A 12,987-nucleotide genomic window follows, 5' to 3' on the forward strand; every position below is an offset into this window, starting at 1 on the left:
CGCATCAAACATCATAATCACGCCTGACTAGGGGGTCAGCCTGTGCTCTTTATTATTGTGGCACCGACTTGATCGATGCCTTATTGTGTGACTAACCCTCAGATTCAGGTAATTACACCCAGTCCTCAATGTAAAAGGACCCATCGTTAATAAGCGTAGTTAATGTTTGTTTAAATTCCAAACATGTAAACTCATCTAATAATGAAGATACGGGCGTACAACTCTGATCTGTCAGCTTTTTAACAGCTGGTAAGACCTCAAGTGGAAGGGTAAAATTTTGCCCATTCACACTCAGTATCACTGCGTGTGTCGTTAATTGATACAGTGCTCTGACGCCACCTGAGCGCACCAGGGTATCTTCGCTTGAAATATCATCTTGTAAGGAGTCAGCATTCAGTGGCGGATCGAGTGGAGCCAGATCCATTTCATGCTTAGGTTCACTGAGTGTCTGCCCCAGCCATTGGTCGAAGATCTCGCTGTCATGCAGTATTGCTTCCAGCATGGTGCGGATCTTCCCTTTGTCCTGACGACTGACCTCGCCGAGAGAGTCTCGTAGCGTGAGGTCAGGGTCACTGTAACGGGTTGTACCTGATTCTGAGTCTATCAGGTGATCAGCCAGGCTTGAGAGCAGATCTTTTTGATCAGGGGCCCGAAAACCAACAGAATAGTTCATTGCATTTTCAACGGCATAGCCTTCATGAGGGCAGCCAGGTGGAATGTATAAGATATCACCTGGTTCCAGCTCTGCATCTATGCAGGCTTCAAATTGCTCTACTTGCAGCAGGCTTTTGTTCTGGGCAAATTGTTTTAGGCTGGCATCAGGCATGCCGACGCGCCAGCGTCTTTTCCCCTGGCCTTGAATAATAAATACGTCATATTGATCAAGGTGCGGACCAACGCCGCCCCCTGGCGTAGAAAAACTGATCATCAGGTCGTCAATACGCCAGTTTGGAATAAAGCGAAAGGGTTCTAGCAAGCTGGCAGCCTGAGGGTGCCAGTGATCAACGGCTTGTACCAGCAAAGTACTGTGCTGCTCTGTCAGTAAGGAAAAATCTTCAAACGGACCATGGTGCGCATCCCAGTGATTGTCATGGTTGGTGACGATCCTAGACTCAATATTGTCTTCCATTGCCAGGCCAGCCAGTTCTTCTGGTGACAGTGGATCGATAAAATCCTGAAAGCCTTGTTTGATAAGTAAAGGCTTTTTTTGCCAGTACTGGGCGAGAAACGCAGCCTCAGTAAGGGCATTGATAGATAGCTGATACATAAAGTGACTCCAATAAAAAAGCGAAAGTCCGGCACTATGCCACGACTTTCGCTTCTCAGGCTTATATCTGAGTTATACCAATTTGCATAATTAAGCCGCCAATGCTGAGGTAAGGACACCTCGCTTGTCACCGGTCAAAAATGTCTGAACATATCTCTGAAGTATAGGTTCTGAGCGAACATTTTTAACACTATGAGCGGCAGATTTTATCTCTCAAACTGGTTTTTAAAACTTGGTATTAGTTTAGTTCATCAATGAAAGCTTCGGCGCGGCCAATGTAGTTGGCTGGCGTCATTAGCTTCATGTCAGCTTTTACGTGCTCTGGCAGTTCCAGGCCATCGATAAACTCAGCCATAATTACCTGATTAACGCGCTTACCGCGAGTCAGCTCTTTGAGCTTTTCGTACGGCTTTTCGATACCGTATTTACGCATGACAGTTTGAATTGGCTCAGCCAGCAGCTCCCAGTTGTCATCCAGTTCAGCCAACAGGCGATCTGCATTCACTTCTAATTTGCTGATCCCTTTAAGGGTGGCTTGGTAAGCAATCAGGGTATAACCCATGCCAACACCCAGGTTACGTAGTACCGTAGAATCGGTCAAGTCACGCTGCCAGCGAGAAACCGGTAGTTTTTGTGCAAGATGAGTGAAGATTGCATTCGCAATACCCAGGTTGCCTTCAGAGTTTTCGAAGTCGATAGGGTTCACTTTGTGTGGCATGGTTGAAGAACCGATTTCGCCAGCAATGGTTTTTTGCTTAAAGTGGTTGAGTGCAATGTATCCCCACACGTCACGATCAAAGTCGAGCAGAATGGTGTTGAAACGTGCAACCGCATCAAACAGTTCCGCAATATAGTCATGCGGTTCAATTTGCGTGGTGAAAGCATTCCAGGTCAGGCCCAGGCTGGTCACAAATTGCTCAGCATGATTGTGCCAGTCGTAATCAGGGTAAGCGCTCAGGTGGGCGTTGTAGTTACCCACGGCACCATTGATTTTGCCCAGCATCTGAACGTTGGCAATTTGCTCACGTTGACGTTGCAAACGTACGTATACATTTGCAAATTCTTTGCCCATAGTCGAAGGAGAAGCGGGTTGACCGTGGGTGCGGGTCATCATCGCAACAGACTTATATTCAATCGCCTTTTCTTTGATAGCAGCCAATAGCTTATCGCAGTATGGCAGTAATACCTGATCACGTGCTTCACTCAGCATCAGGCCATGAGAAAGGTTGTTGATATCTTCAGATGTGCAGGCAAAGTGAATAAACTCATTAACAGCCTGAAGCTCAGCGTTGTCTGCGACTTTCTCTTTTAACAGATACTCGACGGCTTTAACGTCATGGTTGGTTGTGCGCTCAATCTCTTTAACTCGTGCGGCATCCGCTTCACTGAAGTTATCAACAATGCTGTCTAACAGGGCATTCGCCTGCTCACTGAAGGCTGGAACTTCGTTGATTGCAGCTGCGTTGGCCAGGGCTTGCAGCCAACGTACTTCAACCGTCACGCGATACTTGATCAGGCCGAACTCACTGAAAATACTTCTCAGCTCACTGGTTTTGCTACCATAGCGGCCATCTACTGGAGAGATAGCGGTTAACGCTGAAAGCTCCATAACTTCTCCTAACTAATTGGTTTTTGAACGATATTTAAATATAACTTTGTGCAGCAGTAATGATTTTTTTCTTTGCAAAGAAAAATTGACGACGCTTACCACCAAGCTGACGCCATAGTACTGCGCTGCGGATCCCGGCCAGTAACAGGGCCCGGATCTGATGTTGTACATGAGATTGTTTGAGCAACTCGGGCTTACCAAAAATCTGGATTTTTGGACCCACCGGACTCACAACCTGGCTATAGATATCAGCCAGAGCGGCAATGATTTGTTCGTCACCGATATCAAAATGCTGTAGTTGCCTGTCGAGTTGCTCAATGCGCTTACCCAGTTCAGCCAGTGCTTTATCATTGGCTGATAATGCGCGCTCTAACTGCATCAGGCTGCCCACATATTTGACCATTTCCACGTCTTTTTCACCTTGCGCACTCAGCTGATCTGCGAGTGCGCGACAGCCTTGCTTGACGGCACTGGGGTCTTCGTAGACATCCTGAGGGTTTTGCGGTGAAGTAATAGTGATACTTTTTAATATACTATCCGTTTCGTGGCTGTTAAAAGTGCCATATCGAGCGCATTTCTGAACGAGTTTGGCAATGTGACACATTGCTGCCAGTGGGATCACGACTTCACGTTGCATTATTTGATCACCGACTCAATGATACCACCACCAAGACACACATCATCCAGGTAAAAGACCGCAGATTGTCCTGGTGTCACTGCTTTTTGCGGTTCATCAAATAACACACGTGCCATGCCATCCTGACCTACCAGTAATGTACAAGGGATGTCTTCCTGGCGATAGCGGGTCTTGACTGTACAGCGTGTTGTGCCTTGTGGGCCAACTCGGTCAACCCAGTGGAGCTGGTTGGCGTTCAGGCCATTGCTGAATAGGCGAGGGTGGTTTTTACCTTGCCCAACGATCAACACATTGCGTTCAACGTCTTTGTCGACTACGTACCAGGGTTCACCGGAGCCTTCTTTCATTCCCCCAATCAATAACCCCTTACGCTGACCCAAAGTGTGATACATCAGGCCTTCATGTTCACCAACATGGTTGCCTTCGCTGTCTTCGATATTGCCAGGTTGAGCAGGCAGAAACTTTTGCAGAAAGTCTTTAAATTTGCGCTCACCAATGAAGCAAATACCGGTACTGTCTTTTTTATTGTGAGTAATTAAATCTTGTTCTTCTGCAATACGGCGTACTTCCGGCTTTTCGATATTACCAACTGGGAAAAGTGTTTGTGCCACGTGTTCGTGACTGAGTGTATAAAGGAAGTAACTTTGATCTTTATTGTTATCCAGCCCACGTAACATGGCAAACTTACCATCTCGTTCCTCACGACGTACGTAATGGCCCGTTGCGATGTAGTCTGCACCCAGTGCTTCGGCGGCAAATTCAAGGAAAGCCTTAAATTTGATCTCTTTGTTGCACATGATGTCCGGGTTTGGCGTACGACCCGCTTTGTATTCGGCAAGGAAATACTCGAATACGTTATCCCAGTATTCTGCAGCAAAGTTAACGGTATGCAACTCAATGCCCAATTTATCGCATACTGCCTGAGCGTCTTTTAAATCTTCAGCGGCGGCACAGTATTCGTCATTGTCGTCTTCTTCCCAGTTTTTCATGAACAGGCCTTCAACCTGATAGCCTTGCTGTTTAAGCAGGTAGGCCGAAACGGAGGAATCTACGCCGCCGGACATACCGACGATGACTTTAATTTGACTGTTATCGCTCATAAACTCGCTGTGTATTTGATTACAAAAAAGTGAGCTGCATTATAGCATGTAAATCAAGGTGCCCGGAAGTCGCGGGCTGATTAATCCCAAGTTTTTCATCACCGGGTTAAGTGGTTTTCATCACGCGATACCGGCCATTTTCAATCCCATCCAGGGTGTAGGGACCGATCTGGTAACGGATCAGTCGCAAGGTCGGGTAACCAACATGCGCTGTCATGCGCCTTACCTGACGGTTACGGCCTTCAGATATGGTGATCTCCAGCCAGCTAGTGGGAATGTTTTTACGTTCGCGGATAGGGGGTGTGCGTGGCCATACATCGGGAGCTGTGATCACGCGCACTTTGGCTGGTCGTGTCGGACCGTCTTTAAGTATGACACCTTCACGCAGTGCCTCCAATGCGGTGTCATCTGGCTCACCTTCTACCTGGACCCAGTAGGTTTTGTTGGTTTTTTTCCCCGGTTCAGTCAACTTATGTTGTAAGCGGCCGCAATTGGTGAGCAACAGTAGGCCTTCGCTGTCCCGGTCGAGTCGTCCAGCGGCATAAACATCTTTTATGTCAACAAAGTTGGCGAGTGTTTGGCGGTTCTGATCGTCGGTAAACTGGCACAAAACATCAAATGGTTTATTAAACAGAATGACTTTAACCTGATCTGGCGAGAGTTTGGGTTTATTCGTGCGTTGTGTGCCGGGGCGTTTATGAGTAGTGCGCTTGGCAGTGTGTGTTCGGTTTTTTGTGCGCTGTGCAGGCATAGTCACTAGTATAGCTGAGTTGCAATGGCGCGAGTGTAGCAAAGAATGGCAGCAAATAAAAAAGGTGGCTGTGAGGCTAATGCCAGTCAGTTAAGCTGACTGGCATTGTTTTTTCTAGCTGGGTACTTACTTGGCTTTGGTTTTATGGCTCGAGGATAGACCCGATCTTCTCGTCGTGTCGGCAGCTCAAAGTGACCCAATGTTTGTATTAACATCTCATAGTGTTTTGGGATGTTTCCCGGGCTGGCGAGGGGGAGTCGCCCTAAGTAACTTAATATCGCGTTGGCGCAATTACTAAAGCTTAATTGGTTGGCCCATATTCCTTTACGAGATGCCGCTTGAGTCATCACCTGACGCAGCAAGTTGTACCCCAGGAGTAAGCCCCACAGCTCTTGCTCAACCATATCTGATTTTTTGCTTCTCAGCGTATATTCATTGTTTAAAAGTGTCTGCTTGATTTCTCTATAACCCAATTCTATTTCCCAGCGGTGGCTGTAAAGCTCAACTATTTCTTCGCCAGGAAACCTCTGTGCATCTATCATCGATGTGAGTATTTGATATTCTTTGTTTTTAATTTTCTTCGTCACAAGTCGGGCTTCTACATACGCAGGTAAATCAGGCGATTGCTTATGAGGTTGTGGAGTTGTTTTCAAGCGCACCAACTTGTCTAAGCGACCATTAGATTTAATCACTTCAAACTGAAGCCCTTTCTTCACCGGTATTAACCAGTGCCTCTCGGTGCCATGTGTTTGCCATTGGTGGAGCAGGTTTAATGAGTAGAATCCTTTATCGAACATCGTGAGGCTGTGGTCTGGCGTGGTGGCAACTAATTTTTCTGCCAGCTTCATTTCATTGGTTTTATATCCGCTGAAAGCACTGCTGATAAGTTGATGGCTGGTCAGCTCCATATGACACACCATTCGAATTTGTGGAAAAGCGGTTTCGCCATGCTGATTGCTGGGGGAGCCAAAACATTCACGATTTTCAGGCGTGTCTTGAGCTCGCCAAGTAACACCGTCGACGGCCAGGAGGTTTAACCCGCACCAAGTTTCAAAGTTTGCTTGCTGATAATAATGCGCAGCCATCATTTCAAAGGCATTTTTGACACTGTCTTTACCGAGTCTTCGCCTTCCCTGAACAAGGGCGCTTGGGGCGATTAATTTGCTATCTCCAGGCAGAGCAATTTCCATGTGGGAAGCTAAATCCCAAACCGACTGTTGACGAAAGAAGCTCATACCAATCACAGTCCACATCACAGCCTCGAGTGGAAGCCTGCGTTTTCTGATAGTTGCAACGCCAGCGCGTTGAAAGGCTTGCTCCAGTATTTCGGCATCCAGAAAGTGATTAAGTTTTTCAAAGGTAACACTTTCGGGCAGTTGCTCAAACGCACTGCAAAAGGCTTGTTCTAAAGACATAAAAAAATCCAATATCAGAAATGATATTGGATTTTGAAGCCTTTAAAAGATCGGTCAACTGATCTATTTAATTCTTAACTGATCGGCATTAGGCTGTGAGGCCACCCTTTTTTTAGAGCAATTAACGCATTAAGCCATGTTAGCTAATACGTTATTCAGTGTTTTGCTCGGACGCATGGCTTCTGCTGCCAGTGCATCGTTAGGCTGGAAGTAACCGCCAATATTCATTGCCTGGCCCTGAGCATCGTTCAGTTCCGATACGATTGTTGCTTCATTGTCTGTTAGACCTTTTGCAACGTCGGCAAACTTAGCCTGTAGCTCTGCATCTTGAGTTTGCTCTGCAAGTGCTTGTGCCCAGTACATAGCAAGATAGAAGTGGCTGCCACGGTTGTCGAGTTCTTTCACTTTACGTGAAGGAGACTTGTTCTCATCAAGGAATTTACCTGTTGCTGCATCTAGCGTATCTGCCAGTACTTGTGCTTTGCTGTTACCAGTTATCTGGCTCAGATGCTCAAGAGAGGCCGCTAGCGCCAGGAATTCACCCAGCGAATCCCAACGTAAGTGGTTCTCTTTTTCGAACTGTTGTACGTGCTTAGGCGCAGAACCACCAGCACCTGTTTCAAACAGACCGCCGCCGTTCATGAGTGGCACGATAGACAGCATTTTTGCACTGGTGCCCAGCTCAAGAATTGGGAACAGATCTGTCAGGTAATCACGCAGTACGTTACCAGTCACTGAAATCGTGTCCTGACCATCTTTCATGCGAGCAAGTGAGAATTTAGTTGCTTCAATAGGCGCCAGAATGTGAATTTCCAGACCCGCAGTGTCGTGCTCTGGCAGGTAGGCATTTACTTTTTTGATTAGTTCAGCATCGTGCGCACGGTTTTCGTTCAACCAGAATACCGCAGGTGTGTTAGTTGCGCGTGCACGGTTAACTGCCAGCTTAACCCAGTCTTTGATAGGTGCGTCTTTCACCTGACACATACGCCAGATATCGCCTTGCTCAACATCGTGTTGCAGCAATACGTTACCTGCCTGGTCAACAACGCGGATTTGACCAGCTGATGGTGCTTCGAAAGTCTTGTCGTGTGAACCGTATTCTTCGGCTTTTTGTGCCATCAGGCCAACGTTAGGGATAGTACCCATAGTACGAGGGTCGAACGCACCGTGTTCTTTACAGAACTCGATGGTTGCCTGATACACGCCAGAGTAACAACGATCAGGAATGACGAAGCTAGTATCTTGTTGCTTACCTTCCGCATTCCACATCTGACCACTGGTACGGATCGCAGCTGGCATAGATGCATCGATAATAACATCGCTTGGTACGTGCAAGTTTGTGATGCCACGGTCAGAGTCAACCATTGCAATACTTGGACGCAGGTCATAAACGGCTGCTAAATCTGCTTCAATTTCTGCGCGTTTTGCATCGTCCAGGTTAGCTAGTTTGTTGTAAACGTCACCAATACCATTGTTTACATCTACACCTAGCTCTTCGAACGTGTCGCCATGCTTAGCAAATACTTCTTTATAGAATACTTTAACAGCGTGACCGAAGATGATTGGATCAGAAACCTTCATCATGGTGGCTTTCATGTGCAACGAGAAAAGTACGCCTTTCTCTTTTGCAGCTTCTACTTCTGCTTCCAGGAAGCTACGTAGTGCACTTACGCTCATACGAGACGCGTCAATAATTTCGCCTGCCAATAGTGGCGTGCTTTGTTTCAGAACTGCAACCGTGCCGTCTGCGGCAACGTGTTCAATACGAACGTCAGTTGCTTGTGCAACGGTAGTTGATTGCTCAGAACCGAAGAAGTCGCCTTCGCTCATGCTGGCAACATAGGATTGTGAGTCTTTAGACCATGCACCCATTGAATGCGGGTTTTTACGTGCGTACGCTTTAACAGAAGCTGGCGCGCGACGATCTGAGTTACCCTCACGTAATACAGGGTTTACTGCACTACCTTTGATCTTGTCGTAAGTCGCTTTGATTTGGGCTTCTTTGTCGTCTTTTGGCTCTTCAGGGTAGTCAGGAAGGGCATAGCCTTTTTCTTGCAACTCTTTAATTGTCGCTTTTAGCTGCGGGATAGACGCACTGATGTTAGGGAGTTTGATGATATTGGCATCTGGCGTTTTGGCCAGTTCACCTAGCTCAGCCAGAGCATCACCAATGCGTTGCTCTTCGCTCAGAAATTCTGGGAAGTTCGCAATGACACGGCCTGCCAGTGAAATATCACGAGTTTCAACTTCAACACCAGCCGCATTGGTGTAAGCCTGGATAACTGGCAATAAAGAATAAGTTGCCAGAGCCGGCGCTTCATCTGTTTTAGTGTAAATAATTTTTGATGTCATCATCATTCCTAGATAGTTTAGGGCTAAACAGCCGTTCAACAAAGCAAAAGCTTGCTATTCAAGGACGTATCCGCATACACGATCTTTATTCAGCCATCAGCTTGGTGACCTGATAAGGGATCATCAAGCTGATGGCTGAGCTCGGCATATAGCAAGTTTGTTAGGTATTGTTACTCGTGGGCACAATAAAAATATCTAACACACCTGACGCGCCCTGAGGCATAACAAATTGGTTGGCTTGTTTGACATCGGCGGGGATTGTATCAACCAAATGACTAAGTCGCTAATGCAATTTAATAAACATATAAAATTTTATGAACTAAGGTGGAAGAAATGAGACTAATTAACGAAGGGGATTAAGCGAGAAACAAACGTAACCCGCTTTTAGTGTGCCAAAATCTTGCAATGCTACACAACTTCCTCCGCTATCGGCGCGATGTTGGTAGCGTGCAGGCCTTTGGGACCTTCTTGCAGATCGAATGTTACATCCTGACCGGCTTTAAGCGTTTTGTATCCATCCATTACAATCGTGGAGTAATGGGCAAAGATATCTTCTTCGCTGCCGTCTTCTACGATGAAACCAAACCCTTTGGCATTATTGAACCATTTGACTTTTCCGCAAGCCATACTTCTACATCCTTCTATAAGTTGACTAAATTAAGTTAATCTAACCTTTGAAATTTGCTAAGCTGCCCATATGATTAATACGTCCAGCTAGGTAAAGACTGTAGTTTATTTGGCCAGACAGTCAAGTTTTTAAAGCGATTTTTTAACAATTTATTTATTTTTCAATTCAAGTTGCTTGAGTTGATAAGACAAGACTATATTTTATTATGAGTGGGACAAACGAATCTGGTGTGGTTGACGCGGTCCGCGAGGAACAGAAGCAAAAGTTGCAACCGCCGCGCAAGTACAAAGTGATTTTAAACAATGACGATTACACACCAATGGATTTTGTCATTGAAGTTTTAATGACATTTTTCCGTATGGATAGCGAAAGAGCAACTGAAGTGATGTTGAAAGTACATCACGAGGGAAAAGCGGTATGTGGACTGTATCCTGCCGACATTGCCCATACAAAGGCTGAGCAGGTAAATCGATATGCTCGGGATCACGAGCACCCGCTGCTCTGTAGTTGTGAGCAGGAATGACCTTATATATTCTCGTTGGGGGTTGCCAATGCTAAATAAAGACTTAGAAATTACTCTGAATACCGCGTTTCGTGAGGCAAGAAATCGCCGTCACGAATTTATGACGGTAGAACATTTACTGCTCGCATTGATCGATAACCCGTCTGCCAGTGAAGCATTGAATGCTTGTGGCGTTGACACAGAGGGGCTAAAAAAGGAGTTATCCGAATTTATTGATGAGACGACGCCGGTCATTCCAGATTTGGAAGAAGACCGTGAAACACAGCCGACACTTGGCTTTCAGCGCGTATTACAACGTGCCGTTTTCCACGTGCAGTCTTCTGGTCGTAATGAAGTGACTGGTGTCAATGTGTTAGTGGCGATTTTCTCTGAGCAGGAAAGTCAGGCTGTGTATTTGCTGAAAAAAGCAGATGTCAGCCGATTGGATATTGTTAATTATATTAGTCATGGTATTTCGAAATCGGACGACGAAGTTGAGCCGGAAGATAACGAAGAAATCCATGAAGAGAGTCACGAAGCTGCGTCTGAAGAAAAAACCAAATTGGAGAACTTCACCGCCAATTTGAACGTGCTGGCCAAAGCGGGTCAAATTGATCCTTTGGTTGGGCGCGATCAGGAAGTAGAAAGGACCATTCAGGTCCTATGCCGCAGAAAGAAAAACAATCCACTGCTGGTCGGTGAGGCAGGTGTTGGTAAAACGGCGATTGCTGAGGGCTTGGCATATCGGATTGTTAATGAGCTGGTGCCAGAAGTGATTGCCGATGCTGTGGTGTATTCACTGGATATGGGCGCATTACTTGCCGGGACTAAGTATCGGGGTGACTTTGAAAAGCGTTTCAAAGCATTGCTGAAGGAATTACAAGCAAAACCGAATGCCATCTTATTCATCGATGAAATTCACACTATCATAGGGGCTGGAGCGGCGTCAGGTGGTGTGATGGACGCCTCAAACTTGATTAAGCCTTTACTATCAAGTGGTCAGCTCCGTTGCTTAGGGTCAACTACGTATTCTGAATTTAAAAACATTTTCGAAAAAGATCGTGCCCTGGTGCGGCGTTTCCAGAAAATTGATGTAGTAGAGCCGAGTGTAGCTGATACCGCGAAAATTCTTAGCGGTCTGAAAGAACGTTACGAAGAACACCATGGTATCCGATATACCCAAAAAGCGTTGAAGGCAGCTGCTGAGCTGAGCGCAAAGTACATTAATGAGCGTCACTTGCCTGATAAAGCCATCGACGTGATTGATGAAGCGGGTGCAAACCAGCGTCTGTTGCCAGCTTCTCGACGTAAAAAAACGATTGGTGTTGCTGATATTGAGCAGATAGTGTCTAAGATTGCACGCATTCCTCAGCAGAATGTGTCATCAAGCGACAAAGAAGTGCTTAAGAATTTGGATCGTAATCTGAAGATGCTTGTCTTTGGTCAGGATGAATCCATTGATGCGCTGACTTCTGCCATTCGTTTATCACGCTCAGGGTTGGGCAGTGAGGATAAGCCAATTGGTTCATTCTTGTTTGCGGGCCCAACTGGGGTTGGTAAAACGGAAGTGACTAAGCAACTGGCGAAGTGTATGGGCATTGAGTTTGTGCGCTTTGACATGTCTGAGTACTCTGAGCGCCATGCGGTGAGCAGATTGATTGGTGCGCCTCCTGGATATGTTGGCTTCGAACAGGGCGGTTTGCTGACCGATTCGGTGATTAAGCATCCACACTCTGTAGTGTTACTGGATGAAATTGAAAAAGCGCATCCGGATATCTACAACATCTTATTACAGGTTATGGATCACGGTACACTGACCGATAATAACGGTCGTAAAGCCGATTTCCGCAACGTAATTGTGGTGATGACAACCAATGCGGGTGTTCAGGAAACCGTGCGCCAATCTATTGGTTTCCAGCAGCAGGATCATTCGCACGATGCTATGGTTGAGATCAATAAGGTGTTTACACCTGAGTTCAGAAACCGTCTGGATAATATTATTTGGTTTAACCACCTTGAGAAAGACGTTATCTTGCAGGTTGTCGATAAGTTTATTGTTGAACTACAGGCGCAGCTTGATAAGAAATCTGTCTGTCTTGATCTGACCAATGAAGCGAGAGATTGGCTGTCAGACATCGGTTACGACAAGTCCATGGGCGCGCGTCCAATGGCCAGGGTGATACAGGACAACCTTAAAAAGCCGCTTGCTAATGAGATTTTGTTTGGTGAGCTGGTTGATGGTGGGACTGTCACTATATCTGTTAAAGATAAGAAGCTGTCGTTTAAGTTCGAGTCTAATGTGGTTGAACCTGCTTAACCTCGACTTAAGATGACAAAAAGCCCGGCAATCGCCGGGCTTTTTGTTTTAATCGTCTCTTTGTATCCGCTTAGTGTGGTAAGCGTTACTGAGCTGGGCGAATTAACGCGCGCGGAAGACGATACGTCCTTTGCTCAGATCATAAGGTGTCATTTCAACAGTCACCTTGTCACCGGTCAAAATACGGATGTAGTTTTTGCGCATTTTGCCAGAGATATGTGCCACAACTACGTGACCATTTTCCAATTCAACACGGAACATAGTATTTGGTAAAGTGTCAAGGACCGTGCCTTGCATTTCAATAACGTCTTCTTTCGCCATGGGGAGCGTATCACCTCTTTGATAAGTTTAACGGTGCAGATTTTGCCGAAAAGCGCGCGATAAGTAAAGGCAGGAGCGCTTATTTTTG

General features: G+C 46.2%; 11 protein-coding genes. 2 read left to right on the plus strand and 9 right to left on the minus strand.

The window, feature by feature from the left end:
- Nucleotides 1–112 precede the first annotated feature (112 nt).
- The 8 genes from CWC22_RS08465 to cspD form a co-directional block, all read right to left on the minus strand.
- Nucleotides 113–1,267 (minus strand): cupin domain-containing protein, encoded by a 1,155-nt coding sequence (locus CWC22_RS08465; protein ID WP_125561343.1) that lies wholly within the window; start codon nt 1,265–1,267, stop codon nt 113–115.
- A gap of 238 nt (nt 1,268–1,505) precedes the next feature.
- The gene (purB, locus tag CWC22_RS08470; protein WP_138538835.1) at nt 1,506–2,876 is read right to left on the minus strand and encodes an adenylosuccinate lyase; all 1,371 of its coding nucleotides are present in this window, start codon (nt 2,874–2,876) and stop codon (nt 1,506–1,508) included.
- A gap of 34 nt (nt 2,877–2,910) precedes the next feature.
- Nucleotides 2,911–3,513 carry a high frequency lysogenization protein HflD gene (gene hflD, locus CWC22_RS08475; RefSeq protein WP_125561341.1) on the minus strand — a complete coding sequence of 201 codons (603 nt, stop codon included), beginning with the start codon at nt 3,511–3,513 and terminating at the stop codon, nt 2,911–2,913.
- On the minus strand, nt 3,513–4,613 hold the full coding sequence (mnmA, locus tag CWC22_RS08480) for a tRNA 2-thiouridine(34) synthase MnmA (RefSeq protein ID WP_010385392.1): 1,101 nt from the start codon (nt 4,611–4,613) through the stop codon (nt 3,513–3,515). The genes hflD and mnmA overlap by 1 nt, the downstream gene beginning before the upstream one ends.
- Nucleotides 4,614–4,719: 106 nt before the next feature.
- A complete protein-coding gene (locus tag CWC22_RS08485; protein ID WP_138538834.1) occupies nt 4,720–5,364 on the minus strand; it encodes a pseudouridine synthase in 645 nt (214 codons plus the stop codon).
- Between the two features lie 86 nt (nt 5,365–5,450).
- Nucleotides 5,451–6,779 carry an IS4 family transposase gene (locus CWC22_RS08490; protein WP_195879861.1) on the minus strand — a complete coding sequence of 443 codons (1,329 nt, stop codon included), beginning with the start codon at nt 6,777–6,779 and terminating at the stop codon, nt 5,451–5,453.
- Nucleotides 6,780–6,908: 129 nt separating this feature from the next.
- A complete protein-coding gene (locus tag CWC22_RS08495) occupies nt 6,909–9,131 on the minus strand; it encodes an NADP-dependent isocitrate dehydrogenase (RefSeq protein ID WP_138536843.1) in 2,223 nt (740 codons plus the stop codon).
- Nucleotides 9,132–9,539: 408 nt separating this feature from the next.
- The gene (cspD, locus tag CWC22_RS08500; RefSeq protein ID WP_010385386.1) at nt 9,540–9,758 is read right to left on the minus strand and encodes a cold shock domain-containing protein CspD; all 219 of its coding nucleotides are present in this window, start codon (nt 9,756–9,758) and stop codon (nt 9,540–9,542) included.
- A gap of 206 nt (nt 9,759–9,964) precedes the next feature.
- Between cspD and clpS the strand changes: the two genes are divergently transcribed.
- Nucleotides 9,965–10,282, plus strand: a complete 318-nt coding sequence (clpS, locus tag CWC22_RS08505) for an ATP-dependent Clp protease adapter ClpS (RefSeq protein ID WP_010385384.1) — start codon at nt 9,965–9,967, stop codon at nt 10,280–10,282.
- A 28-nt stretch (nt 10,283–10,310) separates the two neighbouring features.
- Nucleotides 10,311–12,578, plus strand: a complete 2,268-nt coding sequence (gene clpA, locus CWC22_RS08510; RefSeq protein ID WP_010385383.1) for an ATP-dependent Clp protease ATP-binding subunit ClpA — start codon at nt 10,311–10,313, stop codon at nt 12,576–12,578.
- A 102-nt stretch (nt 12,579–12,680) separates the two neighbouring features.
- Here clpA and infA read toward each other — a convergent pair whose 3' ends face one another.
- Complete coding sequence (infA, locus tag CWC22_RS08515; protein WP_002962494.1) at nt 12,681–12,899, minus strand: translation initiation factor IF-1; 219 nt, start codon at nt 12,897–12,899, stop codon at nt 12,681–12,683.
- Nucleotides 12,900–12,987 lie beyond the last annotated feature (88 nt).

Origin of the sequence: Pseudoalteromonas rubra (genome assembly GCF_005886805.2) — a bacterium.
GTDB lineage: Bacteria > Pseudomonadota > Gammaproteobacteria > Enterobacterales > Alteromonadaceae > Pseudoalteromonas > Pseudoalteromonas rubra_D.